Here is a 26,086-nt window from a genome sequence, read left to right on the forward strand (position 1 = left end):
ATGAACAATCGCGTGTAAGCATCCCACCGAAAAGCTAATGCGCGGGGGGTTTGGGGGCGGCACTTCGACACGCTCAGTGACCGCGCCACGCCCCCAACGGGGGGTTTGGGGGGTAGAACCCCCCAAAAGCTTGGATTGAGTAATAAAACCGAAAGTAACCCCCAATTTTAGGAGAAAGTTTCCCCTGAAAAATCCTAAATTAGTAGATTTACAAAAATGAGATGCACCCTTATGGTTACCCTGTCACCCTGTCCCCACTAAAAACTTTTTGCCACAAACCCTAGTTATTGTTTTGGCTTCTGATTACTATAGAGTCGTTTGAACTCTTTTTGTTGTTGATTATGATCGACAATTGGCTCAGGATAACCACAACGATGTCTTTCTAAACGGGGGATTTTCCCAGTTACTAAATATTCCGTATCTACGGAGGCTAATTCCGGCAACCATTGACGAATATATTCCCCTTCCGGATCGAATTTTTGTGTCTGACTAGCGGGATTAAAAATTCTTAAAGGTTTCGGATCCATGCCACTAGAGGCACTCCACTGCCAACCACCATTATTAGCGGCTAAATCGCCATCAAAAAGTTTCTGCATGAAGTATTTTTCGCCTTTTTGCCAGTTAATAATTAAATCTTTGGTTAAAAAACTCGCCACGATCATGCGACAACGATTGTGCATCCATCCCGTTTCATTTAATTGTCGCATGGCCGCGTCAACGATCGGATAGCCGGTTTTTCCCTGGCACCAAGCTTGAAAATGTTCTTCGTTATCCTGCCAAGGAAAATGACGAAATTCTTTTCTATAAGCACCGACCGCCAATTCTGGGAAAAAATAGAGACAATGCTGGTAAAATTCCCGCCAAGCTAACTCTTGCTGCCAAGTGATAATACTATTTTTTGCTTCCTCTGCCCGGCAATTTTCTAATAATTCTAGGGTTGCCGTCCAAATTGTGCGAATGCCAATCGCCCCAAATTTTAAAGCGGCACTCAAGCGCGAGGTGCCATCGAAAGCGGGGAAGTTACGATCTTCTTGATAATTGTTAATAACCCCTTGACAAAATTCTTCTAATCTGCTATGGGCGGCCTTTTCTCCGGGAGTGAGGGGTAAGGGGTTTTGCCAAGTAAAACCTAAATTTTCTAGGGTTGGTAAGTTAATAGTTTCTGTGAGTTTCTCCCCCTCATTTTCCTCTAATCCTTGCAGGTTTTCTAGGGTTGTGGGGCTGGCTTTGGTTAATTGGCTCCAATTTTTCCAAAAAGGAGTATATACGGTGTAGGGACTTTTTGAGAGGGTGAGGACTTGTCCGGGGGCATGGAGAAGTTGATCCCAGAAGGTTTCTACTTCAATTCCTTTTTTTTGTAAAGCGGCGATTACCTGTTGATCCCGTTGACGCGCGTAGGGTTCGATATCGAGGTTAAAAAAAACTGCTTTTGCCGATAAATTGCCGGCTAAGTTGACGAGTGTTTGACTGGGGTTGCCGCGAATAATCAGTAATTGACTACCTTTTTGGCGATAATTTTTTTCTAATTCCTCTAGACAACCGAGGAGATAGGCAACTCTAGCAGGGGCGATATCATCCCTCTCTAAAATAGCAGGATCGAGGCAGAAAACCCCGATAATTTTCGGACTGCGCTCCCTAGCTTTACTCAGTCCAATATTATCCGAGAGACGTAAATCGCGACGATGCCAGAAAAGGATTAGATTTGACATAAAGTAAGGTGATGAGTGGTCACTGAGCTTGTCGAAGTGAAGATTATCAGGGGCGAGATTATTTTACATTGAGCTTGTCGAAATGTGGGGTACAGTTAAGAACAAATTCAAGTCAAAAATACTCTTTCTGTAATTATAGGACAGTGGATCAAGAATAATTGTCTAATTTTACAATCTAGCTGTAATTGGCAGTTAATTTCTTGACAAAATCTCGATGTTCTGCTGTTTCTAACCCCCGCTGCAAAATCAATAAAACTTTTCCTAAGTCGCCCATTAATAAAGCGTTTTTATCTAGCCATAAACCGGGGAAGATTTGGGAGCGCATTATGCCCTCACTATCGGGTTCTAGTTTAATATATTCTCCTGCCTGTAGCCGAAACCAATCAATTTCTTGTTCATAAAACCGCCAGACTAGATATTCTTGGACTTGATTGCGACGGTAAACATTTAATTTTTGATGAACATCGTAGGAAGCACTAGAAGCGGCAATTTCGACAATTAATTCCGGCGCTCCTTCTACATAATCATCTTGACTAATTGTCGATTGTCCTCCCTTGTCAATTCTTAATAGGGCATCCGGTTGGGGTTCGTTATCAATATCTAATCTCACGGTACAATTGTCCCCTAATTGCAGATAGGGGGTAAAAGCTTTATAAAAACCCAACCATAACATAATATGCGCGTGGGGTTCACCATGTTGGGTAATTCTCAAGGGAGATGCCATATAAACAATTCCTTCAATTAATTCCGCTTTTTTGAGATGGGGCATCCCTTGATAACGTCGTTCAAATTCCCATCGAGTTAATTTATCGCCGTTTTCTAGGGGAGGAATTGTTAAAGAATCAGCTATTACTGGGGTAGTTGTCATAAGTTTTCTCTTTTCACCCGTCTTCTAGTTAATCTTTGCCCGCTATCGGATCGGAATTTTTTCCTGATCTTCCATTATTATAACACCCATCGGTAGGGTGTGTTAAAGTAGCTCAACACACCCACAAAAATCAATTAGAAGTCAGCAAATAATCGATAAGTTTAATTAATCTTTTCTCTTTAACTCCTGACACTGGGCGATTTAGGACATCTTCCAAAGAATCAAAGGGCTTTTCTGAACGTTTTTTCAGAAAATCGTTAACAGATGTAGCGGGAATTCCTGCTTTTTTAAGTTGATTAGCATCACAGCTATTCAAAAGCTCTAAAATCGACTTAGAAGGAGGAGAAGGAGGAGGAGGAGCAGCAGAAATAATAATTTTTTCTTCCAGTCTTTTGATTTCTTTTTGGTACTCCTCTCGGATTGCTTGTAACTGAGTTTCTAATCGTTTTTCAAGATTACTCACCCTCAATTCTAGAGGATTATCTATTTTTTCGGGCTTGGTAATTAACCCAGGAGAAGGAGATAATAACTGTATTTGCTGTAAAGCGATACTCTCCGCTTCTTTATCAACTACAAAAGCGTTAATCATCTCGATGTCAGGAACTTTCTGATTGGCGATAACAGAAGCATAATATTCTAAATCTCCACTAATAATATTATAACGTTCATCAACTTTTTTATTATCAGCTTTTTTGAGAATAACAGGGCGAATAAGTCCACCCATTTCAATAATAAGATTGGCTAAATTCTCCAATTCAGTTTCGGAGAAGGTTTCTCTGGGAAGGGAAGGATTAATATCAGTAATATCGACTCGTAAAAATTTCCACATTTATTTAACTCCTATTTTAGCTAAAACTTCCAGTGCTAAGGCTTCAAATTCTGCTGCTGATACTCCCGCATCAGCTTGATGTTCTGCATAATCAATTATAGATTGGGGAGCAGGAATTTCTAAATCTCCCACGGTAACGTATTGATTTATACAGCGAGATAAAGCCATTCTTTCCGAGATAATTGATTCCATCAAAGGTAAACCATATTTGTCTGGAATCACTTGTTTTTGTTTGGGAAAATTATATTTTAAGTATTGAGCATGGGTGGAAATTTTGGAAGGTAAAACGCCTAAAATTTGTAGGGTTGGTTTACCCAAATCTCCACGACTTTCATTGATTTCCTCTTGAACAAAGTTTTTAACGCTATCTAATCCTTGATTAGAAAATGGTTTAAGATCTGAAGGAATTATTAGATAGTCAGCTGCAATTAAAGCAATGCGTGCATATAAATCAAGTGCGGGAGGTGCATCAATAATTACAATATCGTATTGATCCTTTACTTTCTCTAATTTTCTGGCCAATCTAGCAAATACCGCCGCATTATCTTTAATTTTAGCTTGGTTAGCAATTAAAGATATGTGAGAGGGAATAACATCAATTTCTGGATGATTGAATCCTTGAGACTTTCTGACGATATTTTCAATAAAAATGCGGTTACTGTTATCTAGCAAATGAAAGACATTTTTATCTTTTAAATCATCGTCATCATCGAATTGAAACTTAATTAAACCAACGGCAAAGGTACTGTTAGCTTGAGCATCAATATCAATCAATAATACTCGCTTGCCTTTTTTATTCAAAGCTGCCGCTAGATTGGTAGCGACGGTGGTTTTACCAACACCACCTTTATGATGATAAATTGCGATGGTTTTCATGAGGTTTCTGTGGTTGATTGTTGGAGAATTGAGCGGTGGAATGCCTAGGGATAAGGTTTCGTAGCCAATCAGAGATTTTAACTGTTCTAAGTGAGAGGCAATTTCTAACCCAGAACATCTAAAAACTGGATAAATTTTATCGGGTTTTCTTTGATAAAGTTGAATCTCATAACCATTGGTTAATAATCCCCACTGCACTTTAAAGTAGTTGAGATAATAACCTAAGCGGTGACGATGATTGATGAGCTTTTCTCTGGGATTTTTAGCCTCGATAATTAGACAGTGAGAGGGTAAAAACTGCTTTTTGTTGATAGGTTTTTGAGCGGAAACAAGGAAATCTAAGCGGACTTTACCGAAGCTAACTTGTTGATACCAATGTTCGGGATTGTAGCCTAGTTTGGGGAGTAAATACTGGACAATTAATTTACTCTCCACTTCCCTTTCGTTATGACAATGGCGAGGGTTGAAAGTCACACATTTGAGGAAATACTTAAGAACAACTTATTGTTAGTTTAAATGATTACAGTCCTTCTCGTCAAGGTGAAGCACAGACTAAACTTAATCGAGTATTTCAGCTGCAAGAACGAACCCCATCTCTCACTTATGGTGAGCAGCAGAAGTTATTAAAAGAGGGCGAATGCAATTCGCCCCTACAATAACATTATCGCCCCAATAGTAGGGGCGCATCGCGTGCGCCCAAATGTAATATTGTGTGCGCCCAAATGTAATATTGTGTGCGCCCAAATGTAATATCGCGTGATCCCAAATGTGATATAGATACTTCTACAAAATTAAGATGCACCAAGCAGAGAAACCCATCCTACCCACAGCTTAAATTAATGGATCTGCATAATTTTCTCGGCTACTTTCTGGGAAATAAAAGGTAAAATTGAGCGATTTTGACTGTTATCTTTTCCCTCGGTAAATACCACCAATAGATAGGGAGTATGATGGGGAATTTCAATATAAGCTGCATCGTGACGTACTTGACTTGTCCAACCAGCTTTTGACCAAATTTGACTATTTTCTGGTAATCCTTGTCCCAGAAATCCTAAGATTTGTGTCTCATCTCCTTGACTTGTCCAATCAGCAGGATTAAGACTTCGTTTTAGTAAAGACATCATCATTTGAGAACGTTGGGAAGAAACCGCAATCCCCCCAACAATAGTATGAATTAAACGCGCCACTGCATTGCTAGTCAACATATTGCGATTCTCCATTAATTCCCCTAAAAAAGCGCGTTCACGTCCATAGGGACCGTCAGACCAAGTTTTTTGATTAACGTTAATTGTCGCTAATTCCGGCCAATTTAGGGATTGAAAATAACGATTAACTATGTTGCGTTGTTGCTTCCAAGTTTCAAAGGGACTGGCGGCAATTTCTGGACCGCTAGTGGTTCCCGTAACCAGATCTACAACTAAACTGGCAGCATCATTACTAGAGTCAACAATCATGTCACGAATGGCGCGATTTAATTCGCTGCTTTCGGCAATCATTCCCCCCTCTAACCACTCATGAATTGCTACCAGATAAAACAATTTCACTAAACTAGCGGGATAGGTTCTTTCTTGTCCGCGATAACTAAAGCCGCGGGGGGAATATTTCCAGAATTCTTCGTGAGAAATTGCTCCCCCCGTGTTGACGATAACAGGAGGATCATATACTATCCAAGTTAGGGCGATTTGTTCTTGAGCTAATTGGGGAAATTCTCGCCAAGTTGTTTCTAAAATATCTGTACCGAACTGTTGGAGATGGTCTTCAGTATGAAAAAAGTTCATAGGTGTGCTGCAAAGTCAAGAGTTAGAAGGTGGATAAATTCTTGAGTCGGCAATTCTCATTTTAAGGTAAAATTTACCGATAATTAATTATTTGATCGCTTCTGAGTTTAATGTTTATATCTACCGATGAGGTTCATCTCTATTTTATCAGTCTTGATCCCTCTGGGGATAGACTAGAAAAACTGGCTTCTTTGCTCTCGGAAGATGAAATAATTAGAGCTAATCGTTACCATTTTCCCGAACACAAGCGGCGTTTTTTGGTGGCTAGGGGATGTTTACGCGAGATTTTAGGGTCATATTTGGCGATAAGTCCCGAAAAAATCGAGTTTATCTACAGTGAACGGGGAAAACCGAGTATTAACTACCAATTACAGTTTAATCTCTCCCATTCCGAAGATATGGCAATCTGTGGCTTGACTTTAACCGCTCGCATTGGGGTAGATTTAGAGAAAATGCGCCAGATGAAAGATTTAGATAGCTTGACAAAAAGATTTTTTTGTGCTAGGGAACACGAGCTTGTTGAAAAGTCTGCGGAGAAGGAAAAGCTATTTTTTCAGTTATGGACGGCAAAAGAGGCTTATTTAAAGGCACTGGGAACGGGAATTAGCGGGGGACTCGATCGAGTGGAAGTGGGCCTCAATCCCTTAAAATTAGACAATGTGGCGGGGGAATGGCAATTATGGACGGCAGCAATCGGCGATAATTATCGAGCGACGGTGGTTATCGAAGGTAGCGATCGAGTGATTAAAACCTTTGGCCTTTCTGATCTATGATTAATTGGGGAGTTAATTGCCTTGAGAAATTCAGTAATTATTCCTAGCTATCTCAAAAAGCTTGTCCTTAATTATTACTTAACCTTGTTTTCTCTATGCGAATTGCTCTTTTTACAGAAACCTTCTTACCGAAAATCGATGGAATTGTCACCCGTCTTAAACATACCGTGGAACACCTACAAAGATTAGGTCATCAAGTATTAGTTTTCTCTCCCGATGGCGGTTTAAAGGAGTACAAAGGTGCTAAGATTCATGGAGTTACAGGGATTCCCTTACCCCTATATCCAGAATTAAAAATGGCTTTCCCCCGGCCTTCCGTCGGTCAAGCTTTAGAGAGGTTCAAACCCGATATTATTCATGTGGTTAACCCGGCTGTTTTAGGGGTGGGAGGCATTTATTTTGCCAAAACTATGAACATTCCCCTCGTCGCTTCCTATCATACCCATCTCCCCCAATACCTACAACACTATGGATTAGGTTCCCTAGAAGGATTACTCTGGGAATTATTAAAATTGGCCCACAATCAAGCAAGTTTAAATCTCTGCACTTCCACTGCTATGGTACAAGAATTATCTAGTCGTGGCATTGAAAAGGTCGAGCTTTGGCAAAGGGGAGTCGATACGGAATTATTTCAACCTCATTTAAAATCCCCGGCTATGAGACTGAAATTATCCCAAAATAACCCCGATAGTCCTCTCTTATTATACGTTGGTCGAGTGTCGGCCGAAAAAGAAATTGATCGCATTAAACCAGTCTTAGAAGCGATTCCCGAAGCAAGATTTGCCATTGTGGGAGATGGTCCCCATCGGGAAGCTTTAACAAGTCATTTTGCCGACACAAATACCCATTTTGTCGGTTATTTACAGGGGTTAGAATTAGCCTCCGCTTTTGCTTCCGCAGATGCTTTTCTTTTTCCCTCACGCACAGAAACCCTCGGTTTGGTACTCTTAGAATCCATGGCTGCCGGTTGTCCGGTGGTGGCGGCAAATTCGGGGGGAATTCCCGATATTGTCACCGATGGAGTTAATGGTCATCTCTTCGATCCTAGGGATGAAAAGGGTTTAATTAGTGCCACCCAAAGATTACTAACCGCCAAGGCAGAAAGAGAGGAATTACGACGAAATGCGCGTCTAGAAGCGGAAAAATGGGCATGGCAAGCGGCCACCAAACAGTTATTAAATTACTATCACCAAGTTTTGAATAATAATTCTGTGGCTTTTGCCGCTTAATTGTTGTCAAAATGCTCGAATTTAACCGCAAAAACCTTGACCTATTGTAACTTTTATGGCCAGCGCACCTAGTACCACCTTAGATAAGTCCACCCAAGGGGTGAAAAAGACTTATCCCAACTATAAAGTTATTGTTCTCAACGATGACTTTAACACCTTCGATCATGTGGCCAATTGTTTAATTAAATATATCCCGGATATGACCACCGATCGAGCTTGGGAATTAACTAATCAAGTTCACTACCAAGGACAAGCAATTGTCTGGACAGGTCCCCAAGAACAAGCGGAACTTTATCACCAACAATTGCGACGGGAAGGATTAACCATGGCTCCCCTAGAGGCCGCATAATTATGAATAATGGTCGCTTAGTTTGGAATCATTCTACTCATATACCGGGGTTGATTGCGGTATTAGAAAAGTTAATTACTTATCAAGGAATCACTACTGTCACCCCGGGGGTACTTTCTCGCTCAAAAGGTCATTGTCCGCGGTTACAATTGCGGATATCAGTGCCAATTCGTGGTGGTTTTAAGCTGATTGCGAGGACAGGAAAAAGTGTTCAGGAAGTCTTTGTTATTACCGATTTAAACCAAGAGGACTTAGAAATGGCTATCCAAGCTTGTTTAGGAAAATAACTGTCGTGGGTGCGTTGTTGAAAAGCTGCTGGTTACTAATCATTGTTCTTCTGTTTTTCTGTTTACATTCTCTCCCTAGTTTGGCAGTAGTGGATAGGGTTCCTTTAACAGTAACTTTATTGCAGGAACGTTTAAGCGCACCCGTCCTTAAAGAAGGGATGACTACTATCGATTTAGCCAATTTAGTTATCGATATCCGCGATGAAAATAAGGAACTACAAGAACAATTTTATCAACAGATTCAAGGTCAAATTAATCGCGCTAAACAACCCCTAGGTTTAGATTTTAGTAATTCCTTAATTCAAGGCAATTTTATCGCTTCCCGTCTGGGTTTACCGACTCCTTTAACAAAAGTGGCCCTCGCTACCTTGTTATCACCCACAGAAGAACAGTTATTACAACAGGACGAAAATTTTTTATTCGATAGCGATGAACCGGTTTTTAATGTCACAGTATTTCGCGGACCTGTGAAGTTGCAGGGAACCGTATTTATGGGAGAAGTGGACTTTTCTAAGACTTTTTTTCTGCAAATTGTCGAAGCAATGGCAGCAAAATTTAGTCGTGAAAGTAATTGGGTAGAATCGCGTTTTGCTAGGGTGGCAAAATTTACAAAAGCTAATTTTATGGGAGATGTAAATTTTAGTCAAAGTCAATTTTTAAATAAAGCCATCTTTCGCACGGCCCATTTTAAAAGTATTACTAACTTCCATGGCAGTCATTTTACTGCTGAAGCTTATTTTGATCAAACTAAATACGATAAACTCGCAGATTTTACCCGTACTTTCTGGGAAAAAGAAGCCAATTTTTCCCAAAGTCAATGGCGAGATCGTCCGCTATTTTCTAAGAGTAGATTTTTAAGTTTATTAACCTTTAGAAATGCCACTTTTGAAAAATCAGGCGCTTTCCGGTCTAGTTATTTTAATGGTGTCGTTAGTTTTCAAGATGTGAAACTTTTAGATCAGGTAGATTTTAGTAATTCCACTTTTACTAAAAATAGTTATTTGAGTGTATCGGGATTAGCTTTTGATTCCGATAAAGCGAAAATACTGGGAGATAGAGGAGTAATTGGTCAGGCAATTTATTTACCAAACCTAGCAGGAAATGAGACAGTTTTAAGAAATTTAGTTCGTAATTTTCGCTCCCTAGAACAAATTGCCGATGCTAATCAAATTGAATACAAAACCGAAAAATTGCGATTACAACAGTTAAAACAAAAGCTAAATAATATCTCAGTTATTCGCCTAATTAACCTCACTTGGGTAGCTGATTTTCTGCATACTTCTTTCCTTGCTTTACTATTACTCTTAAGTCAAGATGGTACAAATTTTAGTTTAGTTTTCGGGACAGGAATCATAATTTTTGCCTATTTTGGCTGTTTATTTTGGTTAATTGATCGCGTGCGTCGTCTCACTCCTAAACCAGTAATTCCTAGTCGTTATGAAATCTTTTGTATGGTAACTAGCTATATTATTCTCACCCTTTCTGGTGTGTTTAATATCCTGCAATCTGCCAGTCGTCCCCTACTAACTTTAACAGCTATTGCCCTAATTCTTGTCCCCTTACCCCTAATTTTAGTTATCGAACTTTATCGTCGGGGACGCTATCACGATTTAATGGATAGTTCCTATTTTCTGCAAGATGGCAGTATGCGACAATTACGCTTATTAATCACCCGTTTACCCGTGGTTCCTGAATTTCCCCTCTTTCGCGATCGTTATACTCCTATTCCTTGGCAAAAGCGTTGGAATTGGTTAAATTATTACGATTTAAGTCTCAATAATTTGCTAAAATTAGGCTTTAATGATTGGCGAGTTCGCGATCGAGAATTACCCGCTATCATTTCCTTTTTAGTTTGGTATCAATGGGGTATCGGCATCTTTTATATCACTCTCCTTATCTGGACTCTCTCGCGCACAATTCCGGGGTTAAATCTCTTGATTTATTTAAAATAAACTGTAAAAATTTAAATACAGCAGTTATCTTTTCGTTTTGGGTAACAGAAATATGAGTGGAAAGAGGAAAAAACCATGAATGCCAAATTGATTGAATCTCTCGTCCAAATTATACAATCCCTTTCTGAAGAAGAAAGATTGCTCTTAGAAAAGAAATTAGCTGCCCATGAAACTCAAACAGATTTTGATAACCTAGCCCAAGCTTTAGCAGAATTGCGACAAATTTGTGCTGAAGAAAACTATACTATAGAAGTTCCTCCTCGCCAAGATCGTTCTAATCCATTTGCAGAAAGCTTAAATGACATTCCTGTGTGATACTAACATTATCAGCGAGTTAGCACGTCCCCAACCTAAGATTTTTCTGCTAAAATTATCTACACAACAGTACACAAGCGCGAAAAGCAATAGTCTATGCTAGAAAAAATCGGAATGGGAGAATTCCGGGATCATCTCGCCAAATATTTGAGTTCTACTACTCCCATCGCCGTCACTTGCCAGGGTCAGACGGTGGGTTATTTCTTACCGGCACGACCGGAGCCATCGGAAGCGGAGATCGACGGGTTAAAACGCGCCGCCGAGAGGTTGGATGCGCTTTTACGCGAACAGGGACTTTCTGAAGATGCGCTCGTTCGCGAATTCCGTCAACTCCGGGAAGGCGAGCGTTAGGCTTTCTGCTATGACGAAAAGAATCGTTCTGGATGCCAATATTCTCATCCGTGCCGTGTTGGGGAAAAAGGTACGGGAGATGATCGCTCGGTTCGCTCCCACGGTAGATTTTTTTACGACCGATCGCTGTTACGCCGACGCAAGGCGATATTTACCGATTCTTTTCGAGAAACGCGACCTAGGGAGCGAGGACGCGATGGCAGTCTTGGAAGGTTTGACCGGTTGGGTGCGGATCGTGGATAACAGCCTGTACGCTTCTTACGAGGGGGAGGCTAGAAAACGCATCGCCGCGCGGGATGTGGACGATTGGCCAGTCGTGGCGCTGGCTTTATTGCTGGAATGCCCGATCTGGACGGAAGACGCGGATTTTTTCGGCACGGGGGTGGCAACCTGGACGAGCAATCGGGTTCACCTGTATTTCGGTGAGTGAACGACGGCGATCACAACAATATCCGATATTCTGGTGAATTCGTAAGAATCAAAGATATCCCGCCGTAGTCGGTGGGTATCGCCCTGGACTAGGTGCGCTTCCCAACTTTGCGAGCGTTGGATGAGTTTGGCTAGGGTTAATCTCAGACCGGCTAGATAGGGTTTGCTGAATAAATTTGAAATGTAGGCAAAGTAAAGGTTTTGGGGCTTTTCTCGCGAAACAGGTGCAAGATTTTGAGAGAATCGTCGTTCAAAACCTTGCGTCTTCATCGGCCCGCGTCCTGTAGGGACGAAGCATTCGGACAATAACCTATCGGTGAAAAGGTAGATTTTCTATCCGAATGCTTCGCCCGTACTTATTCAGCAAACCCTAGATAGAGCTTGCTGAATAAATCTAAAAACTCTGTTGGATTGGAGAGAATGACATTTGAGGGAATGAAACGACCCCACCCCGCCTATCGGCACCCCCCTTATCAAGGGAGATCCCCCCGCCTATCGGCACCCCCCTTATCAAGGGGGGCAGGGGGGATCAAACCCCCCTTATCAAGGGGGGCAGGGGGGATCAAACCCCCCAGGTAATTGACCCCCTAAACTAATACACTTGTGCTATAGCTTGCCTAAAAAAATTCCAGAAAAGGGAATGAGGGAAAAAAGGGAAAAAAAGGGGAAAAGGGTTACAGGGTCCTCCCAGCACCGCACACCACCCGAAAACCGAGGTAGTAGTCGTTGTAGTCGCGGCGGCTGAAGTTGCTGCGGTAAGCGGAACGGCAGAAAGTTGGATTGAGGTACCAAGAACCGCCCCGCAATACACAATCTCGGTTATCTGTCAAGAGTTCTTTTATACTATTTAATAAGTTTTCATAACGATTATCATTATTTGTCTCGTCCCAAACGCTCCCGTCTGTGGGCGGTGCGCCTTGATAACCTCTGTGCCACGGATCTAAACACCACTCCCAAACATTCCCGTGCATATCGTACAGCCCGAAGGCGTTGGGGGGATAGGAGCGGACGGGAGTGGTTTTCTTTGGGGATTTTTTCGCCTTTTCTTGTTGATAGACCGTTGAACTATCGTAATTCGCCAGTTCTGCCGTGATCGTCTCGCCAAAGTGGAAGGGGGTGGTTGTTCCCGCTCTACAAGCGTATTCCCACTCGGCCTCGCTCGGTAAACGGTAATTTTTTCCCGTGTGACGGGACAGACGGGCGCAGAATTCGATCGCATCGTACCAACTCACGCGCTCGACGGGGTTGTTATCGCTTTCCTTAAACTCCGCAGGTTCTGGATCGAGGTATTTTCCTTCCCTCGGTAGGTGGGCCACGAACCGCCATTGCGCCCGCGTAATCGGAGTCTGGCTCAGGTAGAAAGCACTGACGCTCACGGGGTGTTGGGGTTTTTCAGACTTCTTATCGTCCTTTTCTCCCGGTGAACCCATCAGGAAAGTTCCCCCCGGGATAGCAACCATAGTCAGGGGTTCGATGCCCTCCCCTAGGGGTTCTTGGTAGTAGTAGGCCTCCAGGGGTTCTCTTTTGGTAATTTCTCCCCGTTTATCGACGTATAGGGTCTCGAAGGTGAATTTTAGGAGTTTTTCAGGAGTCGGGCTCGGGATATCGAAATCTTGAAAATCTCGATTAAACAAATCGGGACGGGATAAAAGGTAAGGTCTGATCCTTTGAGATTGACTGGGCAAATATCTAGGCAGATGTCCCCGGGGAGCATCAAGACTAAAGGTATAATCGTCCCAAGCTAACCAACGATCCCTCGATTGGTTGTACCAACCAACAAGTTCTGCAAATCGCTTGTAAACTTTTTCGTCCTCCCGTTCTAAATTACCGCCAAGACTTGACCATATCTGTTTCTGAACGCTAAATCCAAAGTGTTGAAGGCTATACTCCAGCCATAATCGATCAACTATCTGCAATACATCGCTAGGCAATCGCTGCAGATCTTCCGCCTCTAACCAACCCTCTCGTTCTCGATCCGCCGCTATTATTAGAATTTCGGCTGTCGCCCGGTCGGCCTCTTGCCATTGCCGGTTTGTTAGTAATTTTTCTAGATGAGTGAGATTGATTTTCAGATCGATCTGCCGCTTTCGCCCCGCCACCTTCGCTTCGATGTTTTGGGCGATACCGGCGTACTCTCCCCCCCAAGTGCGGAGAACAGCCGCGTCCACCTCAGCGAAATAGAGAGAGCGATCGCTGACTGCATCCGCTAGAGAACCCTGTGGATTGGGGATTAGAGCCGAAAAATCGCGAAATTCGCCGTAATGGTCGCGAATATAATCGCCGATGCCGCGCCAAATATCGATCGTGCGTCTAGCGGCACTATCTGCCAACAGTAGCTGACGAATGCCGGGGTAAAAATCGTACCAAGCATCCGGAACCGTCGCTCCCTCCGGACTAAAGGTAGATTTTTCGACCAGTCCGCTAAAAAAGACCTCCGCTAGATGCCAATGTTTACTATCGGGTAAAAATCGCCGCTGTGCCAATCGCATCACCGGAGGAATCAGGGGAACGGCCGCCAGCACTTTAGCCAGTTCTCGGGCCAAAGGACTGGCATCGATTAAAAAGCCTCTCAATAACTCTTCCGGGGATTCCGCTTCCGGAGCGGCTGCCTCTTCTTCTCCGGTTTCACCCATATTCACCCCCGCAGTTGTTGCTCCCATTAAAACCCCCTGAATGGAGTTACCACCGCTCCCAGCGATAAATTTCGCCCAGGTTGCAAAGTGAGCGGGGGATAGATTGAAAATGGGGAACCGATAGAGAATCTGCTTCGTGCGGAGTCTTTCCCCCACTTGCAGTATTGCATTGGCAGAAGCGGGACCCGGTGCGATCAAAGGCCGGAGGATCGCTCCCTCTAAAGCGGTTCGTTGCCATAGCTCCTGCGGGAAAATGTGAGCAATGGTGACGGGGTGTTCTTTTCCCAGATCCGCTAGGGTGGCGAAGGCAGACCCCGATCGCCAAGCTTTCCCCAAAGTATCGGTTAGGACAATAAAAAGTCGGTTTCCAGAGGGTGCAACCAGACTGCGAGGGTTCCGTTCGATTTGCCCCGCACCGGAAAGCAAACGAGCTTCATTTTCACCCGTCTCGAACCACCAAACCCGCACATCCCTAAAAAAGCCTTGCCAACGGAAGAGGGTGGTCATTCCCCCCGCTAGATCTCCCCAAAATTCCATCGGGGGAGAGCGATCGATCAACAGGTGAACCTCTAACCAACGTTCTAGGGGAGGACGGAAAGCGAGCATCGGTAATCCCCCCGCTTCGGCCGTCCGTTCCACCGTAACCTCGATATCCAACTCGTCGGCCCGTAATCCAGGCACGCGACGCGCTAGGGGGAGAATTGCCTTACTGATGGCGGTGGGTTCGGGTATCGGAAAGGGATCGGGGACACGAACGGGAGAAGAACGATCGCTCTCGACCGAATCGCGCTTCCGGGAGGTCTGCGTCGGGCGATCGATGTTTTCGGGATGGACAACGGGAATCGTTGACTCGATCGCTCCGGGGGGAGGGGTTTTTTCACCGCTGCCGGATGACTGGTTATCCTCCTTATCATTAGATGAGGTTGCTTCCGACTGTCCGGGCTGCTCCATCGACCAAGGCGCGATAATTCGATCGAGGTAAGCAGCGCACCAGATCAGTTCTGCCATTTCCCTCTCGTCTTCCCACCAGATGGCTTTCTTCCCTTCCATCTCTCCCCCTACCCTTGCAAGGATTTAAAGATGGTGTCTAGCAGCTTGCTATCGGGGTCGGTGAGGTCGTTTCCCTGTAGTAACAGATAGACCGCGTTGAGCAGTTGATCGGTGGCTAGTTTGTCTTTGCGTTTAATTCGATCGAGAAATTCCCGGATCAGATTTCTGGCCGGTTCGTCCAATTGATTTAGGCTCTCTGGGGGGAAACGTTGCTCTAGTATGCGATAGAAATCATCCTCGTTATTGGGTTGTTCGAGTCTTAAACGCAAACATCGACGCAGGAAAGCAGGGGGAAACTCCCGGGCCTCGTTACTGGTCATGAATACTAGGGGGAACTCCTTGCAGGACACACAACCTCGATCGATCTTGATTTTCTCCTCGCTGTCGTCCTGTTGACCGCGATAGGGAAGAACGGATTGGTCGCCGGTTTTTAATCGTGTCAGTTCCGGGATTTCAAAAAATCCCTCCTCGAAAATATGGAGGAGATCGTTAGGCATATCGATGTCGCTTTTATCGATCTCATCAATTAGCAGCACCGCCGGTCGTCCGGGACGGGATTGTTTAAAAGCCATCCCCATGGGACCTAATCTTAGATAGCTGCCGATATCTGGTTCCTCGTACTCTCCCCCCTCTCCCACTTTCTGTCTTTGTAGGGAAGCTTCCTGTAACCGTCCGATCGCATCGTAGGCATAAAGACCCTCTTTAAGGGTGGTGCGGGAAACGATCGACCAACGGTAGGGGCCGGGTAATCCCAATTCCCGGGCAACTGCGTAGGCCAGGGAAGTCTTGCCGGCGCCGGGGTTGCCCTCGATCAGTAGGGGACGACGCAAACAGAGGGCAGCATTCACCAATTCCACCGCTTTCCTATCCGCGACGAATCCTAAAGCCCTAGGGTCGATTTTTCCCTGTTCGGGCGGTATTTCCTGCGATTTTGCCGCTTTTGTCCATTCTTCCGGGGACAGGCTAAAACTGCGCCAAGGGGGTGGCGGTGGGATGCGATCGAGGTGTTTTCTTTGTTCTTTGGGTGTGGGTAAACTATCGGCACTCAGGGTCAAACCCCGATAGATGCGAAGGTCTTCTGGTTTGGTAACTGGTTTATTGGCCATTGGATTCCACCACTCTCGTGTTTAGAGGTCTTGGTCTCGGGGAGGGTTTGGGGTATAGATCGTCCCAGAAAAGGGCGATTTCTCGCTTGTTTCTGCGTAATTCTTTGATATTATCGGGCCAGTTTCTCCATTCCGAGGGTTTTAGATCGTTATCTGTCATCGGTTGATTGGCGTTTCGACTCCAGACGGCGATCGGCAGGGATTCCACAATATATTCCAGATCGGCGATCGATGGTTCGGTTCCGATGTAGTAATGTTTTTGGTTAAGATCGCTATTATTTTCCCATAAAGCTCTCTTGATCTCCTCGATCTTGTCGCGTATTTCTCGGAAATCTTCATCAAAATAGCGATCGAAGGAGTTAATAAAAACAGGATACTCGTATCCGATAGATGGCCCATCACCGGTTCTAAACTTAATATCTTCTAGGGAGTGTTTCAGCAAAGCAAATGGAAGGAAAAATTCAATCTCTAGTCTTGCTCGATCGGGTAAATAGTAAAACATTTCAGGAATTACCTGATAGAAACTATTTTGCATTTCTTCTAACATAAAACCTTGTTCTTTTTTATAGATATTCCATAACTTAATTTTATTGTTTATTCCCACAAAAAACATCGTATTTACATGAAAATATTCTGTTTGTAAGCCAGTATTATTATGTTTATCAATTGCGGGTGAGATTACAATTTGTATTCTTCCTTCTAGTTCGATATTTTTATTAAATTTATCCCACAATTCTCTCGCATATTTCTTGATTGTGTCTAACTGCACACCATCCCTATATCGAACAGCTTCACCTTTCCAAGTATCAATATCTTCAGCAATATCTAGGGTTTCATCCTTAAATAACTTCAACCTGCACCATTCAGAAAATAAAATTAAAGGACATATTTCTTTATTAACTGGCTTACTAGATAAATCTTTTAGTTTTTCTCTAAGCTCTTGTATGTTTGAAATAGATGACGATTTGGGATCTTCATAGACTAACAGAAAAGAGTTGATTAAAAATAAACTATTATCGGAATTAATATTTAAAATATCGAAAAGTTTTTCGATTAAATTAAATCGTTGATTTTCCCATTTTTGGTCAGCTTTAGGATAAGTAGGAAAAAACCTAGCATAGGTTTCAATTCCTAGCGCAGAATAATTAACACGCTGATTACCGTCAACATTCTGGTTCATTTTATCAACCAACCAACCTAGATCGACATATCCACGGTGGGAATAAAAATCGATCGCTTCTATATCATCGAGAGCTTGTTGCAGCGATCGGGATAAAACGCCTTCGATCGCTGTATCTTTTGCCCTACAAGCGGCCATAACATGAATAGCTATATTAGCTCCTCGAACCGCTTCATATTGTTTGATCGCATTGCTAACGAATTGTATAATATCTCCCGCACCACTTTGGGAGTAACAAGTGTCAATAATATAGAGAACTTGAGAGATTGTTACTTGGTTATTTTTAATAGGAAGAACTAAGTCTTGAGTCGGTAAAGCCGTTGAAGGTATATCGTCACTATTTGTGTCTTCCAGTATGAGATAATGTCTATCACCTGGACAATATTCGCCATGACCAGAATAGTAAAAAATAAGAATATTTTTCGTTCCATGCCGCTCTCTATCCCGAAGCCAATTAGGGAATAATTTTTTAAGATCGTTAGTTGTGGGATTCAAGTGTAAACTTGGCAGAACTCTTTCATATCCAAAACCACTGGTAAACAGACTGTTCACCAATTCTAAATCCGTCTCGACGCTGGGTAATTGCTCGAATGCGTTGTAATCCTTTGTCCCACAAGCGATTAGATAATACTTGATTTCTTCATCCATACCATTACCCATCAATCGATTAACCCCGATCGAATTGCTTCGCCGGTTTCAACCGCCGTAAGATAGCTTTTGGCATCGTGAGCCTCGCAGCCATTATAAACTAACTTATCCTCGACAGTTCCCTCAAATAAAGGGTTGAGTTGCTTTGTCAACGCCACCACATCGCCATCGTCCGCGATATTCACCCATCTTTCCACATTTCCGGGCCAGCGCCCCAGGTTATTGCGGGGGGATGGTTGCAGTCGATCGAAAATTAATTGTCTTATCCCCAAAGGAGAACCGAGAGTGACAAAGACTTTAATCGGCCATTCTGGATGCTGACATAAAGTTTCGTAACAGACGATCGAACCGAGAGAATGGGCCACAAGTACCCGCGTATCTTCATCGATACATTCTATTACTCGCTCTTGAATCTGCTGTTTTAGCTTTCGATTGTGTAAATAGCCCTCTACTTGCTTAAGATAAGAAATAACCAATTTCTCGGCAATGCTACCGAAAAACCGAGATTCACTTAACCCCGACAAAGCTCTCTGGATAATTTTCGGGGTAGATTTTTCTCTCGAAAGGCTATCCGCATTGGGATGATTATTTTCCACTTGTTCCGTTTCTTGCCACCACAACTGGAGTAATTCTTTTTCCCAATCGGAATCGATATCATTAACATCGTAGTTCGGAATGCCGATCGCTTTCGATTTTCCCCGAAAAATATCTCCGTAAAACGCACAACGAAAATCAGTATCGGACTTTAACTCGGTTCCTGCGAGTTTCAATCCATCCTTGAGACTTGGCAACCACTCAGCACAAATCGTGTGGCTACCCCTAAATTCTTGCGCGATGCCATGAACACCGACAATTTTAGCCATGATCCTCCAGTTACAGGGCTTTCCTATCCCTGTTGATTTTCAATTTTAAACGGTTTTTCCCACTTTAGAACAAGAATAAAATAAGTAGCTGGTTATAATTAAATTAAAAATGGATTTTAGGTTCGATCCCCCCTGCCCCCCTTGATAAGGGGGGTGCCGATAGGCGGGGGGATCTACCCTTGATAAGGGGGGTGCCGATAGGCGGGGGGATCTACCCTTGATAAGGGGGGTGCCGATAGGCGGGGGGATCTACCCTTGATAAGGGGGGTGTCTGATAATTTTTAACGCCTACCTACTTATCCCTGAAATTCCGTCAAAACCCCATAGATAGCCCAGATAGCCATGGCGCGCAAATAATGACAAGCACGAAAAGTTCCCACCGATGTTATTGCTTCCGGGGTGCGAAATTGTAGGCCATTTTCATAGACTTGTTTCACCACCGCTTCTGTAATTTGCCATCCTTGCTTTTCCATTCCCATTTGCAATAAAAAAGCCACCAACCCAAAATTAATTCCTACCCAAACTTCCAAGGGATGAGTTGCCTCGGGATTTTCGGGAGTACCATCGGGTTTTAACCCATTTGCCGCCCCAAATTTTCCCCCATGAAACTTGAGAAAACAGGCCTGATAAATCTTACTTAAAGCTGATTGCGTGTATTGATTTTCTACCACATCTGGTAAAGCCAATAAACGGGCATAAAATTGACCGCATAATTGATCAGTCATCACCACATCGGAACCACTGCCACTATCTAAATTATAATATTCTCCATTCCAGAGAGTCTGATGATAAATAGCGCGAGATTGCTGTAACCAACTGGTAAAAATTGCCGTATCTTCTCCAATGATTTCGCCAATTTTAAGCGTCGCTTCTAGGGCCGCTATCCACAAACCACCACAATAGGCACTAATTCCCTGTAAACGCCAATCATCAAAGGTTTGGTCTGGTGCGCCAGAATTTTCGGGAATCCCATCATTATCAAGGTCAAAAGTTTTTAAATATTGCAAAGTCAGGACAATTGACGGCCAACATTCCCGCAGAAAATCCTCATCTTTAGCCCCCGTTAATAAATAATCCCGATATACTAATAAAACAAAATCACTGCCTAAATCTTTCCAGAGATTACAATCTTGATAACTGGTGTAATTGCTCTTTTGCCAAGGGTGTTCATTGGGTGCGCCTAAATCGTGGGGAGTGGCATTTTTGGCCTTACGAATGGCACTAGCTTGATTATATCCAATAATCCGAGGAGTGTCGTCACTGCTGGGAATTGCCCGGGCAAAAGCTTCCATGACGGCCTTTTCTAAGCGCGGCCATAACATCAATAACCCAAAGGAACCATAGAGACGCACATCAAGACTTTCATACCAACGATAATCAATACATTCTAACACTCCGAATTGACCGATCGCATCCTGTTCCGTGGCTGCTGTCCAGAGAGTGCCGCCGTCCGTTAACAGGTATAATTCGTTAAATAAAGCCATTTTAAACCAATCGGCCAGATCGGTGCGTTCTAGGATCGGTTTTTGCCAGTTAATAATATTTTCTCGCCATGTATCACCGTGTTTTAAAGCCGTGCGTACCATCGCCCAAGCATTTTGACCATTGCGACCGAAAAAGTCCGTATAACGACGATAATAGTTAATTCCTTCGGCAAATTCGGTGACTGGTAAATCCCAAGCTAAAATAAAAGGAATTTTGCGAGTTTTCCCCGGACGAATGGTAAAACGAATCGCCATGGCCGTGGCCGTTTGTTCCCCTTTTTGGGCGGGGGTTTCGTCCTCAATATCCGGTAAAGAGCCATTCATGGCGAAATAGTCCCAAACTTCGCCCCCATCGCCCGCAGGGTTCCATTTACCCAGATAAAATACCTCTAGACTCGGATTAGTAATACTGGCAATCGCCATCTGTCCATCCCCTTCTCCGGGGTTTTCGTAATCCCGACGCATCAGACAGCCAACGCGGAAATTATCGACAATCCATTGATTATAATTACCCTCACTTTCCCCCCATTTTGATTGATATTCATAGACGGGACTACCATCATCTCTCACCTTAACCACTGGGGATTTAATCGCGTTAGTAAACCAACCGATTGTATTTTGCCAAGTCAGCATAATACTAATAGTAATCGGTTTATCGGTGGGATTATGAGCCGTCCATTCAAATAGGGCAATAGGATAACTACTTTCTTGATAATTATGCGCCCAAACCGGTGAGAATTGTTCGCAAATTAATTGAGTCTGAAAAACATCTTTGTACTCGTACCAACTGCGGGGATAAAGGGCAGAATATGTTCCCTTTTCGGCTGGATACCACGACCAGCGCGATAATGTTCCATCCGTCGGGCTTTCCGTCGCCATAGCGTAGGCTTGGGCGCTTCCGTCTTCTGTTTGTTCAAAAATGCTAAATTGACAGGCAGGAAGGCTATTAAAACTGTGTTCACCGCCGTCCAGATGCCAGAGGTTAAAGTCACCTTTGGGGGAACGTCCGATGCAACCGGCCCCAAATCCCCCCAGAGGCATCCCATGCCAAGGACCATCATCTAAATTGCTGGCATAGCGGACGCTGTAGGGTTTTTCCCAACCTTTGCCTAGAGGACGTTTCCAAGCAGCGGCGGGAATTTCTGGAAGGGAGACGAGATTAAGCATAGATGTTTTTAAGTGGGGTGTGGGAAGTGGGGTGTGGGGTGTGGGCTTCGGCCGTGAGCTCAGCGTTCGACTGAGCTCACGCCGAAGTCCGAACGGGTGTGGGGTGTGGGGTGTGGGGTGTGGGGAGAATAAATAAATAAAAATAAACTCCTGACTCGGAGAATTCTGACCCCACCAAGAAACTTTTTCAGTAAAACCTAATTATTCGCTAAAGAGATAATTACTGCGATCGCTAATTGGCCAATCTTGATTTTCTCCCCCGATAATTAAACGTTTAATATCGACAAAATCCTTACTTAATTGGGTCAAGGCATTGATTAAAATATCTAAAGCAATAAGATCGCTAGTACCGAGATCAAACCAACAACGTCCCCAAGTACCTAAGTATTCAAAATCGGTCATATTGTGCATCGGTGACATAAAGGCATTTTCGGCCATATCTGGATCGTATTCCATATAACTAATATCGACTCCCACCTCCTGTACCTGTAGGTTTTCCGCATTGAAAGCCCCTAATTTACCCAAATAAAACCAAGAGGCAAAAACTTCTTCTACATACTGCTGTTCCATATTCGAGGGAACTGTGGAAAATTCCAGCCAAAACCAGACATCAAAAGGATTAAATTCGCGAAATTGCACTTCCATTTTTTTTATAGGAGACAGGAGTAGTCACTGATAACTGATAACTGATTACTGATAACTGATTACTGATTACTATGCTGTAATTTCCAGAGAAAACTAGCGAGGAGATTGGTGATAATATGAGCGAGGATCGGGATTAATAAATTACCGGTGATGATGACGGTATAACCGAGGGCAAAACCGACAACAGTTGCCCAGATAACATAGGGCCATTGTTGGGAACCGCTAAAATGGAGGATACCAAAAATTAGACTAGAAACGGTTAAACCAAAGATATTTAAACCCAAAGCTGGCAAAATCACCCCGCGAAATAATAATTCTTCACTTAACCCCGGCAGTAATCCAATCCAAATTAAATCGGGCCAAGCTAAAGGTTTAATGACTAATTCTAAGTAAGCGTTAGCACTATGGCGATAACTAGACCAAAAACGATAGAGAAGCCCACTAATTCCACTAATTGCCCCCGCTAAGGCTAATCCGAATAGGAAATCTGGGAGAGTCCAGCGAATGGCGGGAATAGCGATCGCACCGAAATATTGCCAAACTTTGGCGACTACCAGCAAGATAATCGCCGTTACCGCCATAATGGTGAGGACTTGTGTGCGTGTCAGGGGATCAAATTCGGGATTAGGGGAATTAGTCACGGATTCTCGGATAAACAGCGTAAAGAGTTTAAATTAGGGCGAAGAGATGCGAGGCTAACCCCTGCCCGTTGACAAACGATCGCACCGATCGCCTCCATATACGAGTGTACCCTAATTGCTTTCACCCCTAGAGGTTCCGGGGCCACCTTCATTCTTGTACTATTTTCCTGCACAGCAACCAGTACAGTTTTTTCTTGACAAAAACTCAAAACTGTGCTAGAGCCGCAAGCACTGGCGGGAACGATCAGCGCGTCCACCTCCCGGCCCCAAATAGCATCCGGACCAGGCCGCTTGACCAATTGGGGGGCGCGACTCAAACCCACCAAAACGCAGGGTAAAAAAGTATAACCGATTTCTTCGGCTGCGGCCTTGGGGGAAAGTTGCGGATCGAGGGGCAGCGGACTTAAAGCGGGGGCGTGGGCTGCTGGTATTTGGAATTGTCGCACCACCAGATGGGAAATTACCGCCTCGGCCCCGGCAAGGGGATCCACCCCCTGACCATGGCGATAATTAGCCAGGGCAATGCTATCGGGATCGTCGGGAAAACGGGCAACAATGGCGATCGCTTCCGCCCGGCCCTGGTTAATCAGTTTTTCTGCTCCCCGCAGCAAGCTGTCAGGATTGCCAATTGTTCCCCAACTTGCCCCGGAGGCTGCCTCTCGCAACTGCACATTTAAGGGGGCATCGGTGATAACGTAATCGGTGAGATCTAAGCCCAGGGTAGCCCGGACAGCATCGGCAGCCTGAAGGTGTCTTTGCAAGAGGTCAAATTCAATGGCGCGATCGAATAGTAACCCGATGCGATTTTGATGGACGGGACTTAATCCCCAATCCCCCTGGGCAAAACGATCTAAAGCGTAACCCTCTACATAGTAGGTGTTGCCTAGGGGCCAGTACAGTTGTGCGCCATTAAGGACATTGGGATGGGTAATTAGGCGATCGCAAACTTGGGCGATCGCTCTGGCCACGGGAATGCCATCCCCAGCATAACCGCCAATCGCTGCCCCGATGCCGGTGGGAATAATTAGTACGGCGGTATAGGGACGGGAATTCACGAGGCAGTGGTGACAATCGCTTCGACTTTGACTTGATTATTCTCGGTATCCACTTCTGTGATTGCCCAACGCAAGGGTTCACCGCGTTTGGCTAATTCTTTTTCGATTTCTTGCTGCAGTTGTTGCGGGGTTTCCTGTAGGTCGATTTCGGCACTAATAAAGTGAGTGGTCATGGGGATTGTCTGGGATAGTTATCCCCTTAGTTTATCAAGATTTTGCCCTCTTGCGCTGGTTTATCAGCCCTCTGGGTCAGGAACCACAAAGAGACAAAGGACACAAAGATCGATCGCCGCCATATAAGTTAAACTGATCACACAAAGAATAGGAGAGCCTTAGCCATTCTCGTACTATAATTGATACTAGGCTTTCCCCTAGAGATTATGATCGCAGTTCCCAACTACATCAGTCCCCAAGAATATCTCGCTATCGAGCGCCAGAGTCAGATCCGTCATGAATACCGACGTGGTTTGGTTTATGCGATGGCCGGCGGTACGGATAATCACGATCGCATTGCCCTTAATCTACTCGCTCTGGTTAACCTGCATTTCGGCGACTCTACAGACTGTCGGTTTTACTCGGGTAATGTCAAGGTTAACTATCAAGATCAGTTTTATTACTATCCCGATGCTTTTGTTACCTGCGATCCGCGCGATCGCCAAGATCGTTATCTGAAACGCTATCCGAAACTAATTGCGGAAGTGCTTTCCCCCAGTACGGCCGCTTTTGACAAGGGCGAAAAATTCCAAGATTATCAACAGATAGAAACTTTAGAAGAATATGTATTAATTTCCCAAGAAATCCAGCGCGTGGAATGCCGTCGTCGTAATTCTCTGGGGATATGGGAAACGACTATTTACGAGACAGGCGATCGGGTGATCCTGCCCAGTATTAACCTAGAGTTAGCCATCGCCGATCTCTACCGCGGAATAGATTAAAGTGTTAACTACTCTCAAGGGAGTTGAGAGCTTGCTGCTTCCATGGCAATGGATAGACAGCATTTAGTTTACTTGTACTAACTAGCTCGGCAATTTTCCAGCCATTCTTCTAAATCTTGTAGTGACTGAAAATCTAACAAAGCTTCTCCCAAGTTTTCTAACTGTTCTAGGTCAAGACTGCGGATATTGGGCAATAATTCGGGGGAAATGTCCCCTACACGCCGATTTAATTGACGTAAAACTAGGTTAGCTTCTCCCTCTTGTCGTCCCTCTTGTCGTCCCTCTTGTAAACCTTCCGACCAGATTTCTTGATAGATAACGGATTCTTTCATGATGTCTTTCCTCAATAATCGTTGGATGATGTCTTTCTCTAATACTAACCCGGCTAGAATTGCGGTAGATGCGGCCAGATTACTTTGTTCTCGACTATCGCTGATTTGCTCGATTTCTTGGGCAATTTGCCGCAGTAAGTTTTCTTGTTTCTCAGCTTGAGCGAGTATGGCAAAGGGAAACAGTCCGGGGGCCTTTAATAGGGGTTCCGAGGGTTGTTCCCAAAGTCTAATCACTTCAAATTGATGAGAGGTTTTCCCTTGTTTATAATCATTCTGTCGGACTGTGGGGGAGTCACTTTTCCTTAGATAAATAACCACTTGATGGATAGGTTTACGGGGATAGCGTCGATAGAGTCTGGTGGCATAATCTAGCATTCTATAGGGAATATCTTCTTTAGGGTCGGTTTGGAACTCGATATGTAAGATTAATTCTTCCGACTCCAAAAAGATTAAAGTATCGGCTCTAATTGGCTCTAGGGATAATTCCGAGGGTTTAATTTCTGTTAATTCTAAGGGTTTACCCAGTAACCAAGTGGCCAAGTCTCTCGAATATTCAAGGGCGATAAATTTACAGGTAGAATCATACATTTTCAATTCAATTC

The 26,086-nt window shown here is 44.0% G+C and carries 24 protein-coding genes; 9 read left to right on the forward strand and 15 right to left on the reverse strand.

Going from position 1 to position 26,086, the window contains the following annotated elements; all coding sequences use genetic code 11:
- Positions 1-284 precede the first annotated feature (284 nt).
- The 5 genes from IM462_RS08020 to IM462_RS08040 form a co-directional block, all read right to left on the reverse strand.
- The gene (locus IM462_RS08020) at positions 285-1,709 is read right to left on the reverse strand and encodes an FAD-binding domain-containing protein (RefSeq protein WP_287702748.1); all 1,425 of its coding nucleotides are present in this window, start codon (positions 1,707-1,709) and stop codon (positions 285-287) included.
- A 175-nt stretch (positions 1,710-1,884) separates the two neighbouring features.
- A complete protein-coding gene (locus tag IM462_RS08025; protein ID WP_287702750.1) occupies positions 1,885-2,577 on the reverse strand; it encodes a Uma2 family endonuclease in 693 nt (230 codons plus the stop codon).
- Positions 2,578-2,707: 130 nt separating this feature from the next.
- Complete coding sequence (locus IM462_RS08030; protein WP_287702752.1) at positions 2,708-3,406, reverse strand: ParB N-terminal domain-containing protein; 699 nt, start codon at positions 3,404-3,406, stop codon at positions 2,708-2,710.
- On the reverse strand, positions 3,407-4,756 hold the full coding sequence (locus tag IM462_RS08035) for a ParA family protein (RefSeq protein ID WP_287702754.1): 1,350 nt from the start codon (positions 4,754-4,756) through the stop codon (positions 3,407-3,409). It abuts the gene before it with no gap.
- 362 nt (positions 4,757-5,118) lie between these two features.
- Positions 5,119-6,060 carry a serine hydrolase gene (locus IM462_RS08040; protein WP_287702756.1) on the reverse strand — a complete coding sequence of 314 codons (942 nt, stop codon included), beginning with the start codon at positions 6,058-6,060 and terminating at the stop codon, positions 5,119-5,121.
- Positions 6,061-6,170: 110 nt separating this feature from the next.
- On the opposite strand from IM462_RS08040, the gene IM462_RS08045 reads away from it, so the two are divergent.
- The 8 genes from IM462_RS08045 to IM462_RS08080 all read left to right on the forward strand — a co-directional run bounded on the left by IM462_RS08045 (position 6,171) and on the right by IM462_RS08080 (position 11,746).
- Positions 6,171-6,833, forward strand: coding sequence for a 4'-phosphopantetheinyl transferase family protein (locus IM462_RS08045; protein WP_287702757.1), 663 nt, complete (start codon positions 6,171-6,173; stop codon positions 6,831-6,833).
- 95 nt (positions 6,834-6,928) lie between these two features.
- A complete protein-coding gene (locus IM462_RS08050; RefSeq protein ID WP_002775633.1) occupies positions 6,929-8,062 on the forward strand; it encodes a glycosyltransferase family 4 protein in 1,134 nt (377 codons plus the stop codon).
- A 55-nt stretch (positions 8,063-8,117) separates the two neighbouring features.
- Positions 8,118-8,411, forward strand: a complete 294-nt coding sequence (clpS, locus tag IM462_RS08055; protein ID WP_002758084.1) for an ATP-dependent Clp protease adapter ClpS — start codon at positions 8,118-8,120, stop codon at positions 8,409-8,411.
- 2 nt (positions 8,412-8,413) lie between these two features.
- Positions 8,414-8,698: a DUF2103 domain-containing protein gene (locus IM462_RS08060; protein WP_002732155.1), complete on the forward strand. Its 285-nt coding sequence runs from the start codon at positions 8,414-8,416 to the stop codon at positions 8,696-8,698.
- 5 nt (positions 8,699-8,703) lie between these two features.
- Positions 8,704-10,650, forward strand: a complete 1,947-nt coding sequence (locus IM462_RS08065) for a pentapeptide repeat-containing protein (protein ID WP_287702760.1) — start codon at positions 8,704-8,706, stop codon at positions 10,648-10,650.
- A gap of 75 nt (positions 10,651-10,725) precedes the next feature.
- Positions 10,726-10,965 (forward strand): hypothetical protein, encoded by a 240-nt coding sequence (locus tag IM462_RS08070; protein ID WP_004163133.1) that lies wholly within the window; start codon positions 10,726-10,728, stop codon positions 10,963-10,965.
- A 96-nt stretch (positions 10,966-11,061) separates the two neighbouring features.
- On the forward strand, positions 11,062-11,316 hold the full coding sequence (locus IM462_RS08075) for a hypothetical protein (protein ID WP_002782656.1): 255 nt from the start codon (positions 11,062-11,064) through the stop codon (positions 11,314-11,316).
- Between the two features lie 10 nt (positions 11,317-11,326).
- Positions 11,327-11,746 carry a PIN domain-containing protein gene (locus tag IM462_RS08080; protein WP_004269015.1) on the forward strand — a complete coding sequence of 140 codons (420 nt, stop codon included), beginning with the start codon at positions 11,327-11,329 and terminating at the stop codon, positions 11,744-11,746.
- 673 nt (positions 11,747-12,419) lie between these two features.
- On the opposite strand, the gene IM462_RS08085 is transcribed toward IM462_RS08080, so the two are convergent.
- From IM462_RS08085 to IM462_RS08125, 9 genes are all read right to left on the reverse strand, one after another.
- Positions 12,420-15,428, reverse strand: a complete 3,009-nt coding sequence (locus IM462_RS08085) for an SAV_2336 N-terminal domain-related protein (protein WP_287702765.1) — start codon at positions 15,426-15,428, stop codon at positions 12,420-12,422.
- A gap of 8 nt (positions 15,429-15,436) precedes the next feature.
- Positions 15,437-16,534, reverse strand: a complete 1,098-nt coding sequence (locus IM462_RS08090; RefSeq protein WP_287702767.1) for an AAA family ATPase — start codon at positions 16,532-16,534, stop codon at positions 15,437-15,439.
- Positions 16,524-18,374, reverse strand: coding sequence for a VMAP-C domain-containing protein (locus IM462_RS08095; protein ID WP_353737361.1), 1,851 nt, complete (start codon positions 18,372-18,374; stop codon positions 16,524-16,526). Before IM462_RS08095 ends, IM462_RS08090 begins: the two co-directional genes overlap by 11 nt.
- The gene (locus IM462_RS08100; RefSeq protein ID WP_287702771.1) at positions 18,374-19,225 is read right to left on the reverse strand and encodes a hypothetical protein; all 852 of its coding nucleotides are present in this window, start codon (positions 19,223-19,225) and stop codon (positions 18,374-18,376) included. Before IM462_RS08100 ends, IM462_RS08095 begins: the two co-directional genes overlap by 1 nt.
- A gap of 296 nt (positions 19,226-19,521) precedes the next feature.
- The gene (locus IM462_RS08105) at positions 19,522-21,876 is read right to left on the reverse strand and encodes a GH116 family glycosyl hydrolase (RefSeq protein WP_287704470.1); all 2,355 of its coding nucleotides are present in this window, start codon (positions 21,874-21,876) and stop codon (positions 19,522-19,524) included.
- A gap of 201 nt (positions 21,877-22,077) precedes the next feature.
- Complete coding sequence (locus IM462_RS08110; RefSeq protein WP_079206944.1) at positions 22,078-22,521, reverse strand: DUF3531 family protein; 444 nt, start codon at positions 22,519-22,521, stop codon at positions 22,078-22,080.
- A 59-nt stretch (positions 22,522-22,580) separates the two neighbouring features.
- On the reverse strand, positions 22,581-23,162 hold the full coding sequence (locus IM462_RS08115; RefSeq protein ID WP_159248382.1) for a CPBP family intramembrane glutamic endopeptidase: 582 nt from the start codon (positions 23,160-23,162) through the stop codon (positions 22,581-22,583).
- Complete coding sequence (locus IM462_RS08120; RefSeq protein WP_287704474.1) at positions 23,159-24,217, reverse strand: DUF3326 domain-containing protein; 1,059 nt, start codon at positions 24,215-24,217, stop codon at positions 23,159-23,161. Before IM462_RS08120 ends, IM462_RS08115 begins: the two co-directional genes overlap by 4 nt.
- Positions 24,214-24,390 carry a DUF8621 family protein gene (locus IM462_RS08125; RefSeq protein ID WP_002734354.1) on the reverse strand — a complete coding sequence of 59 codons (177 nt, stop codon included), beginning with the start codon at positions 24,388-24,390 and terminating at the stop codon, positions 24,214-24,216. Before IM462_RS08125 ends, IM462_RS08120 begins: the two co-directional genes overlap by 4 nt.
- A 207-nt stretch (positions 24,391-24,597) precedes the next feature.
- Between IM462_RS08125 and IM462_RS08130 the strand changes: the two genes are divergently transcribed.
- Positions 24,598-25,152 (forward strand): Uma2 family endonuclease, encoded by a 555-nt coding sequence (locus IM462_RS08130; RefSeq protein WP_287704476.1) that lies wholly within the window; start codon positions 24,598-24,600, stop codon positions 25,150-25,152.
- 77 nt (positions 25,153-25,229) lie between these two features.
- Here the strand turns inward: IM462_RS08130 and IM462_RS08135 are convergent, their stop codons facing one another.
- On the reverse strand, positions 25,230-26,072 hold the full coding sequence (locus IM462_RS08135) for an Rpn family recombination-promoting nuclease/putative transposase (protein WP_287704478.1): 843 nt from the start codon (positions 26,070-26,072) through the stop codon (positions 25,230-25,232).
- Positions 26,073-26,086: the final 14 nt, after the last annotated feature.

The organism is Microcystis sp. M144S2 (assembly GCF_020246065.1).
Classification (GTDB): domain Bacteria; phylum Cyanobacteriota; class Cyanobacteriia; order Cyanobacteriales; family Microcystaceae; genus Microcystis; species Microcystis ichthyoblabe_A.

Excerpts from the sequence above, each read along its gene's own strand:
- IM462_RS08020 (WP_287702748.1), bottom strand. The coding sequence starts at position 1,709 with ATGTCAAATCTAATCCTTTTCTGGCATCGTCGCGATTTACGTCTCTCG.
- IM462_RS08025 (WP_287702750.1), bottom strand. The coding sequence starts at position 2,577 with ATGACAACTACCCCAGTAATAGCTGATTCTTTAACAATTCCTCCCCTA.
- IM462_RS08030 (WP_287702752.1), bottom strand. The coding sequence starts at position 3,406 with ATGTGGAAATTTTTACGAGTCGATATTACTGATATTAATCCTTCCCTT.
- IM462_RS08040 (WP_287702756.1), bottom strand. The coding sequence starts at position 6,060 with ATGAACTTTTTTCATACTGAAGACCATCTCCAACAGTTCGGTACAGAT.
- IM462_RS08045 (WP_287702757.1), top strand. The coding sequence starts at position 6,171 with ATGTTTATATCTACCGATGAGGTTCATCTCTATTTTATCAGTCTTGAT.
- IM462_RS08050 (WP_002775633.1), top strand. The coding sequence starts at position 6,929 with ATGCGAATTGCTCTTTTTACAGAAACCTTCTTACCGAAAATCGATGGA.
- clpS (WP_002758084.1), top strand. The coding sequence starts at position 8,118 with ATGGCCAGCGCACCTAGTACCACCTTAGATAAGTCCACCCAAGGGGTG.
- IM462_RS08060 (WP_002732155.1), top strand. The coding sequence starts at position 8,414 with ATGAATAATGGTCGCTTAGTTTGGAATCATTCTACTCATATACCGGGG.
- IM462_RS08070 (WP_004163133.1), top strand. The coding sequence starts at position 10,726 with ATGAATGCCAAATTGATTGAATCTCTCGTCCAAATTATACAATCCCTT.
- IM462_RS08075 (WP_002782656.1), top strand. The coding sequence starts at position 11,062 with ATGCTAGAAAAAATCGGAATGGGAGAATTCCGGGATCATCTCGCCAAA.
- IM462_RS08080 (WP_004269015.1), top strand. The coding sequence starts at position 11,327 with ATGACGAAAAGAATCGTTCTGGATGCCAATATTCTCATCCGTGCCGTG.
- IM462_RS08085 (WP_287702765.1), bottom strand. The coding sequence starts at position 15,428 with ATGGAAGGGAAGAAAGCCATCTGGTGGGAAGACGAGAGGGAAATGGCA.
- IM462_RS08090 (WP_287702767.1), bottom strand. The coding sequence starts at position 16,534 with ATGGCCAATAAACCAGTTACCAAACCAGAAGACCTTCGCATCTATCGG.
- IM462_RS08095 (WP_353737361.1), bottom strand. The coding sequence starts at position 18,374 with ATGGGTAATGGTATGGATGAAGAAATCAAGTATTATCTAATCGCTTGT.
- IM462_RS08100 (WP_287702771.1), bottom strand. The coding sequence starts at position 19,225 with ATGGCTAAAATTGTCGGTGTTCATGGCATCGCGCAAGAATTTAGGGGT.
- IM462_RS08105 (WP_287704470.1), bottom strand. The coding sequence starts at position 21,876 with ATGCTTAATCTCGTCTCCCTTCCAGAAATTCCCGCCGCTGCTTGGAAA.
- IM462_RS08110 (WP_079206944.1), bottom strand. The coding sequence starts at position 22,521 with ATGGAAGTGCAATTTCGCGAATTTAATCCTTTTGATGTCTGGTTTTGG.
- IM462_RS08125 (WP_002734354.1), bottom strand. The coding sequence starts at position 24,390 with ATGACCACTCACTTTATTAGTGCCGAAATCGACCTACAGGAAACCCCG.
- IM462_RS08130 (WP_287704476.1), top strand. The coding sequence starts at position 24,598 with ATGATCGCAGTTCCCAACTACATCAGTCCCCAAGAATATCTCGCTATC.
- IM462_RS08135 (WP_287704478.1), bottom strand. The coding sequence starts at position 26,072 with ATGTATGATTCTACCTGTAAATTTATCGCCCTTGAATATTCGAGAGAC.